This is a genomic window from Mesobaculum littorinae (genome assembly GCF_004011175.1).
Classification (GTDB): domain Bacteria; phylum Pseudomonadota; class Alphaproteobacteria; order Rhodobacterales; family Rhodobacteraceae; genus Tranquillimonas; species Tranquillimonas littorinae.
The window spans coordinates 12,626-32,648 of sequence record NZ_RQXX01000011.1 but is presented as its reverse complement, the minus strand read 5'-3'; the positions used below and the strand labels follow the sequence as shown (position 1 = coordinate 32,648).

General features: G+C 72.3%; 16 protein-coding genes. 4 read left to right on the top strand and 12 right to left on the bottom strand.

Features of this window, described 5'->3' with window-relative positions:
• Positions 1–239 precede the first annotated feature (239 nt).
• From EKE94_RS18140 to EKE94_RS18125, 4 genes are all read right to left on the bottom strand, one after another.
• Entirely contained in the window at positions 240–1,313 is a 1,074-nt protein-coding gene (locus EKE94_RS18140) for a glycosyltransferase (RefSeq protein ID WP_127908050.1), read from the bottom strand.
• Between the two features lie 61 nt (positions 1,314–1,374).
• Positions 1,375–2,409: a glycosyltransferase family 2 protein gene (locus EKE94_RS18135; protein ID WP_328590514.1), complete on the bottom strand. Its 1,035-nt coding sequence runs from the start codon at positions 2,407–2,409 to the stop codon at positions 1,375–1,377.
• Between the two features lie 32 nt (positions 2,410–2,441).
• Positions 2,442–3,425, bottom strand: a complete 984-nt coding sequence (locus tag EKE94_RS18130; protein ID WP_235856101.1) for a glycosyltransferase family 2 protein — start codon at positions 3,423–3,425, stop codon at positions 2,442–2,444.
• Positions 3,426–3,860: 435 nt separating this feature from the next.
• Complete coding sequence (locus tag EKE94_RS18125; RefSeq protein ID WP_235856100.1) at positions 3,861–5,162, bottom strand: oligosaccharide flippase family protein; 1,302 nt, start codon at positions 5,160–5,162, stop codon at positions 3,861–3,863.
• 687 nt (positions 5,163–5,849) lie between these two features.
• Between EKE94_RS18125 and EKE94_RS18120 the strand changes: the two genes are divergently transcribed.
• Positions 5,850–7,025 (top strand): polysaccharide biosynthesis/export family protein, encoded by a 1,176-nt coding sequence (locus tag EKE94_RS18120; RefSeq protein WP_127908048.1) that lies wholly within the window; start codon positions 5,850–5,852, stop codon positions 7,023–7,025.
• A 223-nt stretch (positions 7,026–7,248) separates the two neighbouring features.
• On the opposite strand, the gene EKE94_RS19000 is transcribed toward EKE94_RS18120, so the two are convergent.
• Entirely contained in the window at positions 7,249–7,602 is a 354-nt protein-coding gene (locus EKE94_RS19000; RefSeq protein WP_328590515.1) for a type II toxin-antitoxin system death-on-curing family toxin, read from the bottom strand.
• Between the two features lie 19 nt (positions 7,603–7,621).
• Positions 7,622–7,807 (bottom strand): hypothetical protein, encoded by a 186-nt coding sequence (locus tag EKE94_RS18110; protein ID WP_127908046.1) that lies wholly within the window; start codon positions 7,805–7,807, stop codon positions 7,622–7,624.
• 240 nt (positions 7,808–8,047) lie between these two features.
• Between EKE94_RS18110 and EKE94_RS18105 the strand changes: the two genes are divergently transcribed.
• Both EKE94_RS18105 and EKE94_RS18100 read left to right on the top strand, forming a co-directional pair.
• Positions 8,048–8,929 carry a metallophosphoesterase gene (locus EKE94_RS18105; protein WP_127908045.1) on the top strand — a complete coding sequence of 294 codons (882 nt, stop codon included), beginning with the start codon at positions 8,048–8,050 and terminating at the stop codon, positions 8,927–8,929.
• A gap of 132 nt (positions 8,930–9,061) precedes the next feature.
• Entirely contained in the window at positions 9,062–9,415 is a 354-nt protein-coding gene (locus tag EKE94_RS18100) for an ADP-ribosylation/crystallin J1 (protein ID WP_127908044.1), read from the top strand.
• Positions 9,416–9,635: 220 nt separating this feature from the next.
• On the opposite strand, the gene EKE94_RS18095 is transcribed toward EKE94_RS18100, so the two are convergent.
• From EKE94_RS18095 to EKE94_RS18070, 6 genes are all read right to left on the bottom strand, one after another.
• Positions 9,636–11,150, bottom strand: coding sequence for a peptidoglycan-binding protein (locus EKE94_RS18095; protein WP_127908043.1), 1,515 nt, complete (start codon positions 11,148–11,150; stop codon positions 9,636–9,638).
• Between the two features lie 191 nt (positions 11,151–11,341).
• Positions 11,342–12,646 carry a DUF3131 domain-containing protein gene (locus EKE94_RS18090; protein WP_127908042.1) on the bottom strand — a complete coding sequence of 435 codons (1,305 nt, stop codon included), beginning with the start codon at positions 12,644–12,646 and terminating at the stop codon, positions 11,342–11,344.
• A 14-nt stretch (positions 12,647–12,660) separates the two neighbouring features.
• Positions 12,661–14,610, bottom strand: a complete 1,950-nt coding sequence (locus EKE94_RS18085) for a glycosyltransferase (RefSeq protein WP_127908041.1) — start codon at positions 14,608–14,610, stop codon at positions 12,661–12,663.
• An 80-nt stretch (positions 14,611–14,690) separates the two neighbouring features.
• Entirely contained in the window at positions 14,691–15,593 is a 903-nt protein-coding gene (locus tag EKE94_RS18080) for a hypothetical protein (RefSeq protein WP_127908040.1), read from the bottom strand.
• Between the two features lie 11 nt (positions 15,594–15,604).
• Positions 15,605–17,275, bottom strand: coding sequence for an STAS domain-containing protein (locus tag EKE94_RS18075; protein WP_127908039.1), 1,671 nt, complete (start codon positions 17,273–17,275; stop codon positions 15,605–15,607).
• A 57-nt stretch (positions 17,276–17,332) separates the two neighbouring features.
• The gene (locus EKE94_RS18070) at positions 17,333–18,622 is read right to left on the bottom strand and encodes an acyltransferase (protein ID WP_164871029.1); all 1,290 of its coding nucleotides are present in this window, start codon (positions 18,620–18,622) and stop codon (positions 17,333–17,335) included.
• A gap of 277 nt (positions 18,623–18,899) precedes the next feature.
• Between EKE94_RS18070 and EKE94_RS18065 the strand changes: the two genes are divergently transcribed.
• Positions 18,900–19,721: an OmpA family protein gene (locus EKE94_RS18065; protein ID WP_127908037.1), complete on the top strand. Its 822-nt coding sequence runs from the start codon at positions 18,900–18,902 to the stop codon at positions 19,719–19,721.
• The last annotated feature ends 302 nt before the right edge of the window (positions 19,722–20,023 follow it).

Genomic DNA, 20,023 nt, shown 5'->3' with positions numbered 1-20,023 from the left:
CCGGCCCCTGGTTTCTTCTCTTCGGAAATACTCCACGGGGGTGCGGGGGTGTGAAACCCCCGCGGGCCGGACGCGGGGGCGCCCGCGCCGGGCCTGCCGCGGGCGCACACCCGCCTGTCCTGCACGCACCGCCGGACGCGAAAGGGCACGGACCCGACAGGTCCGCGCCCCCAAGGACTGTCTTGCAGAAGCGGCCCGAACGCCCTCGGCCTGGGGGCCGGGGCGAAACCACCCGAAGGTCAGGCCACGCGCACGAGGCGGGGCCGCTCCGGCGTGGCGGTCGCCTGAAGGGCGGTCTGATCGGCTTCCGCCCCGATCTCGGCAGGACCGACCAGCTCTTCGGTCAGCGCGGCCCACCCGGCGGCAAAGCGGGTCCCGGCGTCGGCCGCATCGCGACGGGCCCGGTCGGTCTGCCCGGCCTCGGCGCCCGACAGCAGGCCCTTGATCGCCGAGGCCCAGGCCGGGGCACCGGGATTGACGGCGATCGCGCCGCCGCGGATCTGGTCGCGCAGGCCGTCCACCTTGGCGGCCAGCAGCGGCCGGCCCGCCGCCCGCGCCTCGAGCCCGACAAGGCCATAAGGCTCCCACTGCGAGGGCATCGCCACCGCGTCCACACGCGCCATCGCCTGCGCGGGGTCGGCCGCGAAGCCCAGGAAACGGATCCGCGCATCCCCGCGGGCCAGCATCTCGAGCCGCCTGCGCTCGGGGCCGTCGCCGATCATGTGCAGCTCGGCGTCGCGGCACTCGACGCGCCGGAACGCCTCGATCAGCATGCCGAAGCCCTTCTGCGTGTCGAACCGGCCGATCGCGCCCAGGACCCGCGGCCGCGGCTGCGCCGGGGCGGCCAGTTTCAGAAAGGCCGACAGGTCGACACAGGGCGAAATCACCCGCAGGTTGCGGTCGTGAATCAGGCCGAAATCCTCCATCCACGCGCCTTGTCCGGCACTGACCGCGACCACCTTGTCGAAAAGCGCGTAGGCCGTGCGCAGCATCGTCACGAAGCGGTCGCGCTGCGTCACGTTGTGCTGCATGAAGGCACCGGAATAGCTGTGCTCGATCTGCACGATGGGCAGGTGCGCATGGCGGGCGCGCAGGGACATCAGCCCCGGCAGGCTGCGCCAGTTCAGCGTCATGTGCGAAATCACCAGATCCGCCTCGAGCGTCAGGCGCCCGGCGCGGCCGCGGGCCACCTTCACCACCTCATGGTGCCCGAGCGCGGCCAGCCGGGGATCCCCCGTCATGTGGTCGAGCATGCGCATCACGCCGCCCGGCGAGGTGTCGTCGATCAGGTGCAGGATGCGAAGCTGGGCCATGGAAGGTCTCCTTTCGGGGATCTGTCGGAAGAGGGTCAGGGAGAGGTGGATCAGGCGGGGGTCAGGCGGGGCGGCGGCGCAGCAGCGCCTCGGCCCGGGTGATGGCGGCGGGGCCCAGGACGGCCAGCGCGCCTGCGGCTAGGCAGGTGGTCAGGGTCTTGGCAGGTTCCTCGACCAGCGGGCGCAGCGAGGCGCGCAGGCTGGCCCGGGCCAGGCCCGCCGCCCGGTCCGCGTCGCGGCTCGAAATCGCGCGGCGCGCGAGGTAACGCAGCTGGTAGGCCCGCGCGGCCGGTGCGTGGCGGTCGAAGAAACCGGGCGCCAGCGGGGTCAGCTTGCCGACCATCCGCTCCCACGCCTCGAACTGCCGCTCGGTCCCGGCCGACAGGCCGGTGCCCGAGATGCGGTAGCGCGTCAGCGCGCCCGGCACGCCTTCCAGCTGCCAGCGCGTGGTCAGCGCCAGCCGCAGCCAGGTCTCGATATCCTCGGACTGGCGGAAGCTTTCGTCGAACCACCAGTCGCGCTCGGTCTCGCCCGCGGGACGCCAGGCGATGGCGTCGAGCGCGGCGCGCCGGATCACCGGGGCCGAGCCGTTGCCGACGGGGTTGCGCTTGAAGACGTGGCGCGCCGCGACCCGGCGCAGCCGCGGCGCCTGCGCGAGGCCCAGCGGGCGGCCGGCCTCGTCGATCAGGGCCGACCCGGAATAGCTGATGCCGACGGCCGGCGCGGTGCGCAGGTGAACGACGTGGATAGCCAGCTTGCCCGGCGCCCAGAGGTCGTCGGCATCGCAGAACCCGACGAAGGCGCCGCGGGCATGGTGGATGCCGGTGTTGCGGGCGCCGGCCAGCCCGCGGTTGGCCTGGCTGACGATCCGCACCCGGGGGTCGGCGGCATAGCCACGGGCGACCTGCAGCGTGGTATCGGTCGACCCGTCGTCGACGATGATGATCTCGAAATCCGTGAAACTCTGCGCCAGCAGCGCCTCCAGCGTGGCGGGCAGGGTGGCGGCGACGTTGTAGGCCGGGACGACGATGCTGGCCTGCGGCGCGGTGCTGGCCTGCGGCGCGGTCGGTTGGGAAGCGGTCATCTGGACGGTCATGGCGGGCAGCCTTTCTCGAAGAGGCGAGACGATCAGCGGGCGAAGAGGGCGCGGTTGACGGGGCGGGGCAGCACCAGCGCGGCCAGCGCACCGGCCGCCACCAGCCCGCCGCGGCGGGGGGGCGAGAAGAAGCCGCGCGGCGAGGCGCGCAGCCCCCGCAGCGCCAGCGTCAGCGCGGTGACGCGCCCGGCCGACAGGCGCAGCGCGCGGCGGGCGAGGTAACGCAGGTGGATCGCCTCGGCCCGGCGGCAGGGGCTGTGACCCAGCCGCCGCGCGGTGGCCAGCGCCGCCGCGCGGCCCGCGGCCATCGCGGAAAGGTCGCTCGACAGGCCCGCGGCCGAGGTGCGGTAGGACACCAGGACCTCGTCCAGGCCCTGGATGCGGGCGCCGCCGCCCACCAGGCGGATCAGCAGCTCCAGGTCCTCGGCATGCACCATGCCTTCGTCGAAACCGCCCGCCTCGACGAAGAGGTCGCGCCGCAGGGCGAGGTTCGACATCGTGCAGACCGGGTTCTCCCCCAGCAGGGTGGCCACGTCGAGCGTCGCCTGCGGCCGGGCCGAGACGGTGCCGGGCGCGGCGGGATCGGTGCGGAAGAAGGCGACGCGGGCAAAGACGCCGTCGGTCGCGGGGCCAGAGCCCGTGCCTGCAAAGGCGGCAACCAGCCGGTCGATCTTCTGCGGGGCCCAAAGGTCGTCGGCATCGAGAAAGGCCAGGATCCGTCCCTGCGCGGCCTGAGCGCCCGCATTGCGCGCCGCGCTCGGGCCGCGGCCGGGGTTGCGCATCAGCCGGATGCGGCGGTCGCGCAGCGCCGCGTCGGCCAGGATCGTGCGGGTCGCGTCGGTCGAGCCGTCGTCGACGCAGATCGCCTCCCAGTCGGTGCGGGTCTGGGCCAGCAGGCTGTCCAGTGTCGCCTGCAGCGTGTCCGCCGCGTTGTAGCAGGGCAGCACGATCGAGACCTGCGGCACGGCCGGGGCCTCGGCCTGTGGGGCGGCGGGGTGGAACATGGACTGGGTCATCGGGGCACCTCGGGGGCTGCAGGCGTCTTTCCTGCAAATTACCCTAGGTCCCGCGCCGCCGCGCGGCCGCGGATGGCGAGGCCGGGGGCGCGTCGGGAGAGGCCCTACCCCTTTGGGATAGGTGCCCTTCCCCGCCCCGCCCTCAGGCATCGGCCAGAAGCGGGACGCGACTGGCGGGACACGCAGGGCCAGACACGCGGGGCAAGGCACGGCGGGCACCTGATCGGCGGATCCGCGGGTGTGCCGGCCGGACTGGCCTACCGGGAATGCCTGCAGAACGCCCCGGCTACATGTCGGTGAGCCCCGCAAGTCCCGGCCCACCCTGCCGCATGTCCCGATCCCGCCGGTCAGGCCCGGATGTCGGCACTTCCGGCGCACCGATGCGTCTGCCGGCCGGGGTGCACGGCAGGGACGGGCAGGGTGGGTCGGGCCAGGTCAGGCGGGTTGCGGCCCGCAACCACCCTCCATGCCACCACTCTCCATGTTCCCGACTTTCGGGGTTCGGCCTTTCTCCGCCGCGCGCCGCGGGGCAAAGGCCACCGACAGGGCCGGCCAGGCCCCGGCCAGCTGCGCCAGGGTCGCCACCGCCAGGTAGCCCGCGGCGATGCCCACCAGCCCGTGCGGCGCCATCACCACCGTGTTGGCGATCAGCGCCAGGGTGGTGGCCAGCGTCACCGCGAACTCCACCTGCGGGCGGTCGGCGCTGCGCAGCCACTGCGCCGCGGCCGACCACAGCACGCCCGGGATCGCCGCGAGGCAGAGGATCGAGACCACGCCGGCCAGCCCCTCCCACTGCGCGCCGAAGAGAAGCGGCACGTAGTAGGGCGCCAGCAGCGCCTGCGCGATCACGGCGGGCGCGATCAGCGCCAGACCCAGCACGACCGCCCGGCGCAGCGCCGCCTCGCGGTCGGGGGCGGCGCACAGATGCGGGTAGAGCACGATCGAGAAGGCCGCCGAAAAGGAATTGGCCAGCCCGAGCCCGGCGTTGAAGGCCATGAAGTAGAGGCCCAGCACCTCGGGCCCCATCAGCGCGCCGACGACCAGCTTGTCGGCCTGCATCCGCAACGCCTTGACCACCTCGACCCCCAGCACCGCCGCGCCGAAGCGCAGGAAAGGGGCCAGTGGCGCGCGCAGGGCAGCGCGCGAGGGGCGCCACGGCCGCAGCCGCCGCGCCGCCAGAAGCCAGATCGGCGCCGCCAGCAGCCGCGGCAGGATCAGCGCCAGCGGCCCCGCCCAGATGAGGGCCAGCACCGCCGAGAACAGGTTCGCCCCCACCACCTGGCCCGCGGCGATGGCCGCGGTCTGGCGCAGCTTGTCCTCGCGCATCGCCAGCGCGATCTGTACCAGCCCGCCGGGCATGAACAGGTATTCGGCGGCGAGGATCACCAGCATCAGCGGAAACAGCCAGCCGCCGCCCAGGGCCCAGATCAGCCCGGCCACACCGCATTGCAGGGCGAAGAGCCCCAGGCACCAGGCCCAGAAGATGCGATGCGCGGTGGCGCAGGTCGCCTCCAGCGCCTCGGGGCGGGCGGCGATGATGCGCTGGCCGACGCCGTTCTCGGTCAGCGCCTTCAGCACGTCGGCGGCGGCCAGTGCCGCGGCGGCGACGCCGATCGCCTGGGCGTCCATCGACCGGGCGACGGACGCCACCACCAGCAGCCGCGACGCCTTGGCCGCGGCCTCGGAGAGGCCGTAGGCAGCCAGGTTGCGGCCGAAAGGTCCGACGCGCGACAGCAAGCGGGCACTCAGGGAGGGCGCCCCAGGCGCGATCGCGGAAGACGGGGCATGTCCGGCGGGGGGCGTCAGCGGCATCACGGAACCTCGGGGGACAAGGACGGAAGAGGGCGGCGGGAAAGCGAAAACGGGCGGCGAAGACGGAGGGCGAAGACGGAGGGCAGAGGCAGGAGAGAGATGGCGGCGGCTGTTACGAAATCACGGGCAGGGCGTGACGGGCAGGGAATGGCGGGCGGGCAGTGACAGGTAGACGGGCCAAACGGGACGGGTGAGGCGGAGCGGACGAAGCGAGGCGAGGCGAGAGAGGCAGGGACCGGGCAGGGCGCAAGATCGAGCGGGATGGCAGGGCGGAAGGCCCCGGCCCCCGGAAACGGGGGTCGGGATGGCGGAGAGGGAAGCTTGCCCCCTTATCGCCCGTCCCGGCGCAGCTGTCGCTGTCGCCTCGGGCGAGCGGCCTTGCGCATTTTCGCCTTTTCCTACCCATCGGTATAGACGGGCCGGCCCCGCGCAGGGCATACTCGCCCCGAACCGGACCCGGGGCATAATCGGGCCGGCAGGCCCGCATCCCCGGGCCGCACGAAAGGGCGGAGCAGGCACATCGCAGCACCCTTGGGCATTCCGGCGCCGCGGCGGGCGCTCCTTCCCCTCGCCATCCTGGCGGCGGCCGGTGTCGGCTGCAGTCCCGAACGGATGCGCGAGAACATCGAGCCCGCGATCGCCAACCGCTCCGTAACCGTCGGCCGCGCCTACCAGGCCCAGTACCGCACGCCGCCCGAGGATTATGCCCGCGTCCTGCGCGCGCCCGCGATCAACGCCGAACCCTGCCTGCCGCCGCGCGGCCCCGCCGCCGGGACGGGCCGGGTGGTCAGCGACGGCAAGGGGGTGCGGATGCTGCCGCCCTCGCTGCAGGGCGAGATCCTGTCGCGCGGCGACCTGGTCGATCTGCGCGTGGCCGAGGACGAGACCTTCACCGGCTCCTACGTGATCTCGCGCGACGGCACGCTGAAGCTGCCCTATCTCGACCCGATCCCGGCGCAGGGACGCGCGCCCGCCGAGGTCGTGACCGACATCCGCGACGGGCTGGTCGCCTCGGACTTCTATGTCGAGACGCCGCCGGTATCGCTTTTGCTGACCGATTTCGCGGCGGTGCGCGTCGCCGTGTCGGGGGCGGTCTTCGAACCCGGCGCCAAGGATATCGGTGCCGTCGCGGGGGCCGAGGCCGACGCGCTGCGCCGGGTGGCCTTCGGCGCCTCGACCGAGGGGCGCAACCTGTCGGTGGCGCTGCGCAGCGCCGGCGGCATCCGCCCCGACGCCGACCTTTCCGCAGTCGAGATCCGCCGCGCCGGCGCGGTCTGGCGGGTGGACCTGCGCGATGGCTTCGCCGGCGGTGCCTTCGACGACGTGATGCTGGTGGCCGGCGACGAGATCGTCGTGCCCTCGCGCCAGTGCTTCCAGGACGAGCTGATGGTGCCGGGGCCGTTCAGCCCGCCGGGCATCACGCTTTTCATGTCGAGCCTCACGGTCCCCGCCACCAGCAACTCGCAGGCCGCCATCGGCCGCGACGTGCGCGAGGTGCAGTGGGGCACGCGCTTCATGCAGGCGGTGGTCGACAACAACTGCGTGGGCGGCATCCGCGCCACCAGCGCCAACCGCGCCGCGGCGCTTTTGTCGCGCAACCCCGCGACCGGCGTGTCGGTGGTGATCGAGCGCGACATCGAGGAGATGCTCGACCGGCCCGACCGCGACGACTACGACCCCTACCTTCTGCCCGGCGACGCCATCGCCTGTTACGACAGCACCGTCACCAACGTCGCCGATCTGGGCCGCGTGCTGGGCACCGTCGCCGCCGTCGCGGCAATAGATTAGGGGCGGTGGACCAAGGGCGGTGGACTGGGGGCCGGCAACGAAAGGCGGCAAACTCAGGACGGCGAACTCAGGACGGCGGGCCAAGGTCGTTCGACCAGGGGACCCGGGTCGAAAGCCGGGGCTGACGCGGGCCGCCACCGCGAGACCCGCCACGAAAGCCAGCGTCGACGCCGCCCCCCCCTCGCGCCGACACCGCCCCCCGGAACCGCCGTCCCGGCCCCTGTCAGTCCCGGACCAGCCGGGCGCGGAACCACGCGTCCAGCTCCTCGGGCCCCAGCCCGCCCGAGGCGACGGCGACGACCAGGTCGTCGATGGGATCGTCATCGGGGATGTCCAGGACATAGCCGCTGCGGTGGATCAGGATCTCGACCAGAAGCCAGGCGGTGCGCTTGTTGCCGTCGATGAAGCCATGGTTGTTGACCATGCTGTGCAGCAGCGCCGCGGCCTTGCGCGACAGCTCGGGATGATAGCCGGAATAGGGCCGGGCGAGCGCGGATTCGATCAGGTGCAGGCTGGAGACGCCGTCGCGCCCGCCGAACTGCAGTGCAGCATCATGCGCGGCGATGGCATCGGCCAGGGTCAGCCGGTAATGGCGCCTAGCGATCGGCGAGCCGCGCCAGCGCCGCGCTGCGCCGCGCTGCCGTCTCCTTCAGGATGTCGCCGGTCTTCGTATTGGCGCGCGAGGCGCTGTTGGCGGTGCGGACCTTCACGAAGCGGCCCGTCCCGGCTTCGCGGGTGACCCATCCTCCCTTCACGGGGGTGGTGACGGACGTCTTCTTCATCTCGGGCTCCGGGCTGTGGTCTGCACCCTGAAGATGCGGATTTCCGGGCCGTTTCGCAAGACGCCCCGGACGAGAACGCCGCGCGCGGGGGGCAACGCCGCGCGCGCGGGGGGCGGGCCCCGAGAGCGGCGGACGCTGGCCGGGGCCTGCGCGCGGCGAGGCGAGCCACGAAGGAAATCTTAGCCCCTCCTGTGGCATCACCCCCTGAACGGGGACAACGCGGGGGGCGAAGGACAGGCGATGCGGCGGCGGGATTTCTTGCTGGGCGGGGGGGTGCTGGCCCCCACGGCGGCCGCGGCGGGCTATGCCACCGGGGTCGAGCCCTATTTCCGGCTGGTCGAGACCCATTGGCATCCGCGCCCCGCCACCTGGCCCGAAGGGCTGAAGCTGCGCATCGTGGCGCTGGCCGACATCCACATGGGGCCGCCGCAGATGACGCCCGACCGGCTGCGGCGCATCGTGCGGCAAAGCCTGGCGCTGGCGCCCGACCTCGTGGTGCTTCTGGGCGACTACAAGGCCGATCACCCCTATGTCAGCCGCGATGTCTATACCGGCGACATCATCGCCATCCTTTCGCAGCTGCAGGCCCCGCTGGGGGTCTGGGCGGTGCTGGGCAACCACGACTGGTGGCTCGACCGGCACGCGCAGGCCCGGCGCGGGGGCCCCACCTTCTGGCACGCCGCCTTCGACCGCGACGGCATCCCCGTGCTCGAAAACGCGGCGGTGAAGCTGCGCCACCGCGGGCAGGATCTCTGGCTGGCCGGGCTCGGCTCGCAGCAGGCGTTCCGGGGCGCGGCCCGCCCGGGGCACCACGATTTGGCCGCGACGCTGGCGCCGCTGGCCGATGACGACGCGCCGGCGATCCTGCTGGCGCATGAACCCGACATCTTTCCGAAGGTGCCGCAGCGGGTGGCGCTGACGCTGTCGGGCCATACCCATGGCGGGCAGGTGCGGGTGCTGGGCTACTCGCCGCTCGTCACCTCGGGCTACGGCAACCGCTTTGCCTACGGCCACATCATCGAGCACGGTCGGCATCTTTGCGTCTCGGGCGGGCTGGGATGTTCACGGGTGCCGCTGCGCTTCGGCGTCCCGCCCGAGATCATGGTGGTCGACCTGGGCTGACGCGTGCCGGTCGGCGCCCCCGCCAGGCATCACTGGCAAACGCCCCGGAGGCCGGCCTGCCGCATGACTGCTTCGAGCCCATCTTGACGAACTGTATTGAGCTTTTATCGCGGGAGCTGATAGACAATTATCATGAGCATCGAACCCGAAACAGTGACTCTTTGGCGCCCCGTGGGGCCCCAAGAGCTTGAGCTTATTGAGCAGTCGGACATGAAAGTGTTCCCGCCCCGATTGCCAGAACAGCCGATTTTTTATCCGGTATTGACGGAAGACTATGCCATAAAAATCGCACGGGATTGGAACGTAAAAGCAAGCGGTTCCGGGTTCGTGACTCGCTTTGATGTTCTGAAGTCTTTTCTTGATAATTACGATGTGCAGAAAGCAGGAGGTCGTGCTCATCTAGAGTACTGGATACCAGCCGAGGAGATGAACTCTTTCAACGACGCCATAGTCGGTCGGATCGAGGTCACGAAACAGTTTCCCTAACCGCGTGAACGACAGCTTCGTCCGCACAACCGACGCTCGCGACCGCCGCAGCCATAGGTCGCCCAGTCATAGCCCCCCGGGGCAGACGCAGTGTTTCCGGCGAAAAGGGGGGACCTCCTAGGGCGCCCCCCCCCCAAAGATGTGTCCCGCTGCCTATCGACCGGCAGCCGATCGATAGGCAGCGTGGCGATCGGCCCCTCATCTGGACCCCGGCCGGGCCTCAGCCCGCGCCGGCCAGCCGCAGCCGCAGCCGCGCCTGCGTGTCGCCGACGGGCAGGCCGCTGGCGATCAGCCCTTCGCCCTGCTGGAACCGCGCCAGCGCGCCGCGCGTGGCGGAATCGAAGCGGCCCGTGGTTCGCGGCAGGTAGCCCAGGATCACCAGCGCCGTCTGCAACGCGCGCACCTCGGCCTCGGGCAGGGCCGGCACCGCGGCGGGGGGAGGGGAGGGAGCCCCGAAGGGACCCTGGGAGGGAACCGACGAAGAGGACGCCGCGGCCGACGTCGGTGCGCGGCCCGGGGTCTGAGGTGCAGAGGCCTGGCGTGCAGAGGTTTGGGGCACGGAAGCTTTCGCAGCCGGGGCAGCAGGAGCCGTGGCGGCGGCTTTCGGCAGGGCCTGCCTTGCCGCGGGTCTGCTCACCCCGAGCTGCGGCGCGGACCCCATCCCGGGCCGCCCCCCCGGACGCGCGGCCACGCGCTCCGCAGCACGGGCCGCAGCACGGGCCGCAGGGCGTTCGGCCGCACGGGCGGCATCACGTTCGACAGCCCTTTCCGCGGCCGGCGCGGCGGCCCCGGCGAAGGGGCGGACAGCTGCCCGCGCCGCGGCCTCGTCCGAGGCGCGGGCCGCCAGCGGCCGGGTCATGCCCTGCGCGAGGCAGGTGTGGTAGGGCACACGGGCATGCTTGCCCAGAAGCTCGATCACCCCCAGCTCGATCAGGTTGCGCACCGCCTGGCTTTCCGATTCCAGGCGCGAGATCTCGAGCGTCAGGTCGAAGGGCCGCAGGTTGATCAGCCCCGCCGCCCCCGCGGTCCAGCTGCGCCCCACGACGACCATGGAATTGGCGACCGACGCGCCGGGCAGCACCGCGCGGGTGTCGTAGTCGACAAGGTGCAGGTCGACCGACACCACCGACAGCGTGCGCTTGCCCGACACGCCCACCGCGCCCAGCACGTCGCTGTCGATCTCGGTCGGTGACACGCCGATCCCGGTCTCGCGGCCATGCACCCCGCGGTCGACCTGCGAGATCGATCCGCGGATGTAGTAGTCGGGCCGGGGGTCGTTCTTCTTGGGATCCTCGGCCACGATGACGTTGATGCCCGTGCCGCGCACATGGGTCTGGTCGAGAAAGACATAGGTGCCGCTGCTGCGGTTCATCTGGCTGATGGCATTGATCAGCATGTCGTCGGCGCCGACCGGCAACTTGCGCGTCAGGTCGGGGATGTCGCTGGACGACAGGGTGACGCGCGGACGGCCGCTGGCGGCCAGAAGCCCGTCCATGCAGTGCAAGGGCATGCCGAAGGAGGTGAGGTTGCGCACCGGGGCTGCATCGGGGCGCATCGTGCGCAGCGCCAGCGTGGTGGGATCGCCGCCGCCGCACCCGGCCAGAAGGCCCAGTGCGGCGACAAGCCCCGCCCCCGTGCATCGGGGGATCCGTGCCCGGATTTTCCGCGACACGGCCCCCAAGGGATGCGTTCCCCATGGCCGCCGCTTCAGCCGTTCCTTCCTGAACTGCCGCATCGGCGACCCCACTTCGATTGCCTTGGATCCTGTCTAGCGCATCAAGCTTAACGATCCCTGAGCCGGCCCCGGAAAATGCGCCCCGGGGGCCGCCTCCGAACCGCCTTGGCCAGACCCGCCCTGGAACAACCGGCCCCAGACCGCCCACCCCGAAGGGCCACCCGGCGCGCGCCCGGAACGGCTGCCGCGGCTCAGCGCAGCATCGGGCCGAAGGCCTTGTAGTAAAGCGACTCGAGCACGACGGCATTGGTGTTGAGCGTCAGGATCGCGTTGGGCTCTCCGTCGGCCTCGTAGCGGCCCGCGGCCCAGCCGCCGGGGCCGGCGAGGTCGGCCAGCTCGGTGCGCAGCCGCGCGGTGTAGTCGGTGCCGTAAAGCGCGTCCCAGCCAAAGGCGGCCTTCAGGCTGACGGTGCGCAGCTCCGGGTGGAAACTGCCCTTTTCGGTGACCACGGCCCAGTCCCGGCCGTTGCTGAAGACGGCATTGTAGAGAAAGCTGGGCTTCTGATCGATGTGATCCTCCGAGACCGCGGTCAGCTGGCCCGTGCGGGCATGGCGGTTCTCCTGCGCGCGGTAGACCGCGGCAGCCAGGCGGGCGCCTTCGCCGTTCAGCCCCAGCTCGAGCCCCTGCAGCAGGTAGGGTTCGCTGACCACGGGCGTGATCGCGCCGAAGCTGGCCGCGCGGCGCAGGTCGGTCGCCACCTCGACCCCGGCCACGCCGTGCCAGTCGATCACCCGCCCCGCCGAGATCGCCGAGGTCGCATCGAGCCCCCAGAGCGCGGCGCCCCGGGCGGCGTATTGCTCGTAGCCGATGCGCCCCTCCTGCAGGTGTTCCAGCGCGGTCTCCTCGCCGTCCTCGCGGCGGGTGCCGATCAGCTCGCCGCCCACCGCGATGCCGTCGAGGTTCCAGCGCGCCACCACGCCGCGCACCCAGTCGCGGAACTGCGGGTGCCGGTCCTCGAGCACCCGCAGCGCCACCAGCATCCGCCCCATGTCGACGGCGGACCAGCCGATGCCGCGGGGGGTGGGCGAATTGCCGTAGTCCACCATCGCCAGCGTCCCGGTGTGGTAGGCCTTGTTGGGCAGCTGGTCGTCGACCAGCGCCATCCGCGACAGGCTGTCCAGGATCTTGCCCGCGCGCCACGACAGCTCGTCCGCGTCGATCACCTCCAGCCGCTCGGCCGCGACGAGGGCCAGGATGTAGGAGGCCTGGTCCCACATGGTCGAGGAGGGGTAGCCCGCGACGGAACTGACCAGCCCGGTTTCGGGGTGGGTATTGGCCTCCATGTAGCGCCAGGCGGTGGCCGCGGCGGCGCGGTCGGCGGTGGTCAGCGGCCGCGGCGCCAGCGGCGCCGGGGTGGCGGGCTGTGCCAGGTCCAGCCCGGCCAGCGGCTGGCGGGCCACGCGGCCGGCCCCGTCGGCGCCCACGGCGATGGCGGTGGCCAGCCCAAGGCCCGTCAGGAACAAAAGGCTGGGGCGAAGCGAGAAGACGCGTGTCATCGGCGGGATCCTCGTCAGGGGGCCGCGGGCGCGGCGGAAAGGGAAGGGCGACGCGGCGCAGCGGCGGCGGCAGATAGGGCCTCTGTGCCTACCTCTGTCCCGGCCTTTGTGTTGGTCTCGATCTGCGGCCGCCACAGCGCCGCCAGCACGACCTGCCCCACCGCGGCCATGTTCCACGACAGCCAGAAGGCGTTGACCACCAGCATCGGCAGCCCGTAACCCTCGGTCCCCGCAAGGTACTGCGCCAGGCCCCAGGCCAGCGCGCCCCCCATCGCCGCCAGCAGCACCACATTGGGCATCACCCGCTTCAGCGAGGGCGAGATCACCGGCGTCTTGGGCGTCGGCGGAAAGCGCGGCCGCTTCCCCCGCGCCACGGCCCAGAGCGCGCGCATCTGCAAGGGCAGCGACGCCACGGTCATCGCCCGGCCGTGGTGGATGTTGTAGCCCTTGCAGGCCGCCAGCATCGCCAGTTCGTTGGCTACCAGCATCGGCAGCAGGTGCGCGAAGAACTCGCCCGAATAGGCCGCGACCGGCGCCACGCCCGCGACCAGCGCCACCGCCGGCGCCAGCAGCAGCACCGGCGCCCAGAGCGTGGCGAGGTAGGACCAGAAGGTCGCGGCATAGTGCAGCCGCGTGCGCCACGGCATGCCGCGCCGGAACAGCGGGTTGTCGCGCAGCATGATGTCCAGCGTGCCGCCGGCGTATTTCAGGCGCTGCGTGCTCCAGGCGTCGATCGACCAGGGCGACAGCATCCGGCATTCGACCTGCGGGTGATAGACCGAGCGCCAGTGCCGGCCCGTTCCCGGGGCCTCTCCCGCGCCGCTCTCTGCCCCGTGCAGGTGGATCGAGGTCAGGATGTCCTCGGAGACGTGGTAACGGAAGGGCTGCATCTCGGTCCCCCGCAGCAGCGGCGCGGCCAGCTTCGGCGCGCGGCCCCGTGTCCGGAGCCCGAAGAGCCGCGCCAGGAGGCCCGTCCGGGCCCGCCCCGCGCCGCGCCCCGCCAGCCGTGCCTGGTGGTCGAGCGCACCCTGGAACACCGCGTCGCGGCGGTGGATCGACCCCGCGCCGCAGCAGAACGAGGCACCGTTGCGGTTGCGCCGCCGCTGGATCACGTCGAAGAACAGCATCGCGTCCGAGCGGAACGGATCCGCGCCCACCCGCGGCATCCCCGTCGCCCGGCGGAAAAGCGGCGCCAGCCGCGCCGCCGCGGGCGCCAGCCGCCCGGCCCGGCCGCCCGCCTTGCGCGCCAGCCAGTCCTCCCAGGCCTCGCCCTCGGGGATGTCGTAGAACCAATGCGGCGTCTGCACCCAGGCGACCTGCGGGTCGCGGAAATAGCCCAGCGTGTTTTCCAGGAACCCCGGCAGCACCCGGGTGTCGGCATCGCAGATCACCACGAAATCGCCGGAGGACCGGAACAGCGCGTTGCGCAGGTTGCCCGCCTTGAAGCCGCGATTGCCGTCGCGGCGGAAATAGCCGATCCCCGCCCGCCCGGCCAGCGCCGCCATCTCGGACCGGTCGCCGTCGTCGCAGAGGTGGATCCGCAACGTCACCCCCGCCGGCACCCGCATCTCCTGCGCCGCCGCGATCGAGGGCGCGACGACCGCGACCTCCTCGTCGTAGGTGGTCAGGAACAGGTCGACCTCGATCGCGTCTGCGTCTGCGTCCGGCAGCCCGGCCTCGGCCCGGGTCGCGGGCGGCGCGGCGGGGGCGGTGTCGCCCTCGCGCCAGATGTCATGCACGAACAGAAGCGTGCCGAGAAAGCCCAGCGTCTCGGCCCCCGCGACCAGCACCGAGAATGTCATCGCCTCGGGGTTCAGCGACGCCGTCCAGCGCCACAGGATGTACCACGCCCCAAGCCCCAGGGTGAGGCCCGCAAGAAGGTGCCAAAGCCGTTCGGCGCGCGCCGACTGGGGCGGCACGAAGGCGGGCATCCGCCCCTCGTATCGCTGGAAATAGGGGATCATGATAAAGACTATCCTGTCCGGAGAGGCGCGGGTACGGGCCCCGCTGTCCTAGGCTTCTATTTTTCTAGAAAACTACGTGTCTAGGAACCGGCGGCGGCTTTGACATCGGCGGCCAACGCCTCGGCGATCTCGAGCAGGGTGGCGCGTTCCTGGCGCGGCGGGTCCATGCCCGCGCCCTTGACCGACATCGACCAGACGCCGGCGCGGACCTTCACCCCCGGGTCGCGGGTCAGCACGGCGGTCTGGCTGAGCGAGGCGAAGGCCGAATAGGTGTAGCCGCACAGACCCTCGGGTTCCGAGAAGGAGGCATAGATCGCCAGTTGCGGGGCGCCGGGCAGCGCCGCGGCGGCCTCGGGCGTCACGACCTGCAGCCCCGCCGTTCCCAGGGTTTCGGCGAAGGCGGCCTGAAGCTCGGCCCCGAAGCTGTCGGGAAACCCCGGCGGCGGGGACATGCCGGCCAGGTCCAGCCCGACCTGGCGCAGTCCCTTCAGGGGCGCCGGCTTCTTGGCCAGCGTCAGCGCCTCGAGGTTTTCGGGCCTCAGAAGGGCCTGCGCGGCGCGAGGCGCGGCGGGGGATGTCCCGGGCTGCGCCCCGTCCACGCTCTCGGTCCCGGGCGCGGGCGTGGTCTCGGACGTGGTCTCCGACCTGGGGGCGGGCGCCGGAGCGGCCTCGCAGACCCGCGGCGTATCGGGCGCCGGGGCGGCGTCCATGCGGTCGAACAGCTGGCGCACCGTTGCCGTCTCTTCGGGGGCAAAGGGGCGGCTGTCGTAATCCTTCAGCAGGCGGCAGTCGGCCTTGCCGGCGCAGGCGGGATCGCTGCGGTGGGTTTCCTCGAGCAGCCAGAACCGGCCGTCCTCCCGGCCATGCGCCCGGGCCGGCCCCGCCGATGGCAGGGCGACCGCGCAAAGAAGGGAAGCGGCCAGCAGGACCGCCACCAGCAGCGGCCCCCTGCGGGCCGGGGCGTGATCGGATCGTGCCTGCATCGCGCCCTCCCTCAAGCGCTGCGACGCTGTGCGGCCGGCGCAGTCTGCCCGGGCCGGGCGCTTGCCGCCGACCGCGGGCCGGCCGCGGTGTTGGCGGCCGGATCGACACCGCCCGCAGGGCGCATCGCCGGCCCCGGCACGGCCACCACCACCCTGTCGGCCGCAGGCGTGGCGGCGACATGCCGCCGGACCGAGGGCGTCGGCCGGAGATCGGCCGCAATGGGGGAGTTCGGCCGGAGATCGGCCACGCGGGGCAGCGCAGCCCGGGCATCGGCTGCAACCGGCAGCGCGGCCCGCGCCTCGGGCGAAAGCACGGCGTCGGCGACGCGGCTGCCCGCCGCGACCCGGGTCCCGGCCTCGACCAGGCAGCGGCTGATCCGGGCCCGGCGGCCGATCACCGCCCCGGCCCCCACCGCGCAGGGCCCCCGCAGCACCGCCCCCGCCTCGATCACCGCGCCCTCGCCGATGTGGCAGGGTCCGCTCAGCCGGGCCAGCGGCGAGATCCGGGCGCCGGGGGCGATCCAGAGCCCCGGGCGCACCCGCTCTCCGGTGGGGACCACGCCCGGCAGGGCGCCTGTCAGCGCCGCCGTGGCCGCCGCCTGCCGGCCCAGACCGTCCATGACCGCGTGCCAGCGGAACGGCACCCGGAAGGCGCCGACGGTTTCCCCGGCCGCGATCAGCCGGGGGATCAGGTCCGCGGCGATGTCGCCTTCGTTGTCCCCCGCGAGGCCCGGTCCGATCGGGTCGCCCCCGAGGACCCGCTCCAGCACATCGGCCCGGATCAGGTAGATGCCGGCATCGGCCAGGCGCGGCCCCGGCGCACCTGGTCCGGCCCCGGCCCCCGTCCCGATCGCGGTGACGCGGCCGGCGGCGTCGATGGCAAGCGGCAGGCCTCCGGCCGCCCCGGGTTGGTCCGGCACGCGCAGGGCGGCCAGGGTGACGGCGGCGTTCTGGCGGCGGTGCCAGGCCGCCATCGCGCCCAGGTCGATGTCGCTTAGCGCATCGGGGCGCAGCACGAAGGTGTCGCCCGCGAAGGCGGCGTGGCGGCGGGCGATCCGCGCCAGCGCCGCAAGACTGCCCGGCGCCGCGTCCGCGGCAGGCGCCGCCTCGCACAGAAACACCGCCGGCGCGGGATCGGGCCGGTGCGGCAGCCACCCCGGCAGCCGCCCCTCGGGATCGCCCGAGGGATCGGCGGCATCGATCAGCACGTCGGAGATCCCGAAGCCCGCCAGGTGGCGCAGAAGGTGCCCCAGCACCGGGCGGCCCAGGACGTCGCCCATGGGCACCGCCCCCGCCCCGCCGCACAGCACCACCGCCCGGCGCCCGGCCAGGCGCAGCCCCCGGAACGCCGGATCGGCCAGCGCCAGGTCGACGCGGGCATAAAGCGGCAGCGTCTCGTCCAGCCCGGCCCGGCGCAGGTGCCCCCGCGCCCCGGCGTCGAGCCCGCAGAAGGCCAGCCGCAGCCGGTCGCCGTAGGTCGCGTAAAGCTCGACCAGCGCGGCGCTGCCCGCGGCGGTGCAGCCTGTCACCGCGGCCAGGTCCAGGATCGCCGCCGCGATGCCGCGTGACAGGGCGGCATCGAGTGTCCGGGCCAGGGAGGCAAAGGCACTCATGCGCAGGACGCCGCCGCTCAGGCGCAAACGCATCAGGCGCGGCGAGATGTCATCGACCGTGAACAGCATCGGGCATACTCCGGATGGCAGGAAAGGGACGCGGATCTTGGGGCAGGCGCGTGGCGGTCAGGCCAGGCGCGCGGAGGCCGGGAGGGGCGCGCCGGGCGCGGGCGCATTCGGGGGGGCCAAACTCGGGCCTTCCCGACTTGGGCCCTTCAAATTCGGGGAGGCCGACCGCCGCCGGAGCCCGGGCAACGGCCCCAGCCCGATGGTCCAGGCCAGCGGCGGGCAGCGCCCCAGTAACCAGACCAGCCCCGAGGTTCCCGCCAGCGCCAGCGTGATCTTCACGCCGACCTGCCCGATCGGGCTGGGCGCAAGTTCCGGGGCACGGAACAGCACGATCTCGGCCAGGTCGAGAAAGATCGGGTGGCAGAGGTAGATGCCGAAGGCGTAGGGCGCCATGCGGCTGATCGCCTTGGGCCAGCGCCGCCCGGCGAGGCAAAGGCAGACCGCGAAAAGCACCACGGGCATCAGGTAGTCGGCCCAGTAGCCCACCGCGAAGCCGTGCGGCCATTCCCCCCGCGTCACCGTCAGCCAGGTCGCCGCAAGCTTGGCCAGGAACAGCGCCGCCCCGGCGAACAGCAGCAGCGGCAGCCAGACCTCGCGGGCGCGCGCCGCGCGCACCGGATCGACCGGCGCATCGGGGGCCTCTCCGCGGACGCTTCCGGGCGCGCTTCCCGCCGCGCTCCGGCGCCAAAGGCCCAGGAAGGCGCCCGCGGCCATGCCGTAGCCCACGTAGGTCAGCCCCTTCACGCCGCGCACGATCCACGGCAGCGCCTCGGTCCCCCAGAAGGTCGAATAGACGAAGAGATCCAGCTCGCGTTTCAGCGCCAGCGTGCCCAGCACCGCCAGCCCCAGGGCGGGATGGACCACGGCAAGGCGGTAGAGCGGATAGGCCAGCACCAGCAGGAACAGCGTCGGGATGAAGTGCATATGGTACTTCACACCCCCCAGAAGCAGCCAGCGCGCCCAGGCGGCGGGGTCGGCCAGCTGCGCGCGCAGGGCGTCGCCATAGCCGAAGGCATCGGCCTTGAGCAGGTTGTAGAGCGCGTAGAACAGCGTCCAGAACAGGAAGGGGACAAGCAGCCGGCGCGCCTGCTCGGCCACCACCCGGCCATAGCTCCGCGGCCGCCGGTCCAGCCCCATCAGCAGCAAGAACAGCGCGATGATGATGAAAAGCTCGGTCCGCGCGACGTAGATCACCGCGCGCAGCAGCATCGGCGCGACACGCTCGGACACGGCGGCGTCGGCAAAGGGGCGGCCCATGGCATCGGCCGTGGCGTGCAGGCCGATCATCGACACCCCCGCGATCAGCCGCAGCGCGTCGAGCCATACGAAACGTTCCGATTGCGCCATACCCCCGCCCCTCGTATCGGCATTCCCGGCTTCGGGAATAATCATTGCCGCGGGAGGGATAATTTTTGTTGAACCGGCGCCCCGCGATCCTATTCCAGCCTTGTTGGATTTTGATAAAATTTATTTGGCATAATTGCATTCTAATAGAATTGACGCGGCCGTCGTGCAGGAGATCCTTTTTACCGGATCAAGAGAGTCCCGGCCCGCACCACATTTCGCCGTGCGTTAAACGCATCTTATTTCCCGCGCGGTATCCAAGCGGGGAAAGGATACCGCAATGCCGTCATTTCGCATCTCCTGCATCGCCCTTCTCCTGTCGTCGCTTCCGGCGATGGCCGAGCCTGCGGCGCCGGCGCTGTCGGCGCGCGATTGCGCGGCGCTGTGGCAGGCCTACAGCGTGGCGCACGACTCCTGCCGGGCGGTGCTGGACGGGACCGAAGGCGACACGGAACGCGGGGCCGGTGACGGGGGAGATGGCGGCGCAGATGGCGGGGCCCGTGTCTTGGCGGACGTGGGGACGAACGTCAGAACGGGCATCGGGGCGGACATCAGGACGGGCATCGGGGCGGACATCAGGACGGGCATCGGGGCGGACATCAGGACGGGCATCGGGGCGGAAAATGCGTCGCAGGCCGCGCCCGGTGGTCCGGCCGGCGTCCCCGCGGTTTCGGTGACGCCGGTCGCGGGGGCCGCGACCGCGGCGCCGCCGCGCGCGCGGCCCCCGCTCCGTCATGCCGGAATGTCGGCAGAGCTGCTGCAGAACAACCTGATCTTCTCGACCGGCAGTGCCACGCTCGGGACGGACCTGCAGACGCGGATCGCCTTTCTGGCGCGGGTGCTCGAAACGACGCCCCTGCGCGATGGCTGCCTGCGGCTGGTGGGTCATGCCAATCGCGGCCCGAACGACGACCCGGCGGACAACATGACGCTGTCGCGCGACCGTGCCGAGGCCGTGGCCACGGCCCTGCGGGCTATCCTGGCCAACCCCGCCCGCGTGGTCGAGGTGGCCGGCGTTGGCGATGCCCGACCTCTGGCAGGGCGGCCCGCAAGCGCGCCCGAGAACCGCCGGGTGACGATCTACGCGCGCCGCTGCCGCTGAGGTGCGTGCGCCCGTGGCCCTCCGGGCAGCAACGGGCAGCCACCGCGACCCCAGGCCGGACGATCGGGATCGCGCCGCTATCAGGGCTTTTCCCATCACGACTCTCACACCACGGACCCTGCGCCTCACAGCAGCTCTGACCGGGAATGGGCCGGTGTACAGGCTGTCGCGACCACACCCTTCGGGCCAAGGCGTCCGGCAGCCCTTTCGGACGGGCACGACGGGGGGCGCGGCGAGTTAGCACGGCAGGCGCAGCACTTCAGGTCAAGCACGGCGGGCCAAGCACTTCCGGGCAGCATCCC

Coding starts and splice junctions, on each gene's coding strand:
- EKE94_RS18140 (WP_127908050.1), bottom strand. CDS start 1,313: ATGGCCCAGCTTCGCATCCTGCACCTGATCGACGACACCTCGCCGGGC.
- EKE94_RS18135 (WP_328590514.1), bottom strand. CDS start 2,409: ATGACCGTCCAGATGACCGCTTCCCAACCGACCGCGCCGCAGGCCAGC.
- EKE94_RS18130 (WP_235856101.1), bottom strand. CDS start 3,425: ATGACCCAGTCCATGTTCCACCCCGCCGCCCCACAGGCCGAGGCCCCG.
- EKE94_RS18120 (WP_127908048.1), top strand. CDS start 5,850: ATGCGCGAGAACATCGAGCCCGCGATCGCCAACCGCTCCGTAACCGTC.
- EKE94_RS18110 (WP_127908046.1), bottom strand. CDS start 7,807: ATGAAGAAGACGTCCGTCACCACCCCCGTGAAGGGAGGATGGGTCACC.
- EKE94_RS18105 (WP_127908045.1), top strand. CDS start 8,048: ATGCGGCGGCGGGATTTCTTGCTGGGCGGGGGGGTGCTGGCCCCCACG.
- EKE94_RS18100 (WP_127908044.1), top strand. CDS start 9,062: ATGAGCATCGAACCCGAAACAGTGACTCTTTGGCGCCCCGTGGGGCCC.
- EKE94_RS18095 (WP_127908043.1), bottom strand. CDS start 11,150: ATGCGGCAGTTCAGGAAGGAACGGCTGAAGCGGCGGCCATGGGGAACG.
- EKE94_RS18090 (WP_127908042.1), bottom strand. CDS start 12,646: ATGACACGCGTCTTCTCGCTTCGCCCCAGCCTTTTGTTCCTGACGGGC.
- EKE94_RS18085 (WP_127908041.1), bottom strand. CDS start 14,610: ATGATCCCCTATTTCCAGCGATACGAGGGGCGGATGCCCGCCTTCGTG.
- EKE94_RS18080 (WP_127908040.1), bottom strand. CDS start 15,593: ATGCAGGCACGATCCGATCACGCCCCGGCCCGCAGGGGGCCGCTGCTG.
- EKE94_RS18075 (WP_127908039.1), bottom strand. CDS start 17,275: ATGCTGTTCACGGTCGATGACATCTCGCCGCGCCTGATGCGTTTGCGC.
- EKE94_RS18070 (WP_164871029.1), bottom strand. CDS start 18,622: ATGGCGCAATCGGAACGTTTCGTATGGCTCGACGCGCTGCGGCTGATC.
- EKE94_RS18065 (WP_127908037.1), top strand. CDS start 18,900: ATGCCGTCATTTCGCATCTCCTGCATCGCCCTTCTCCTGTCGTCGCTT.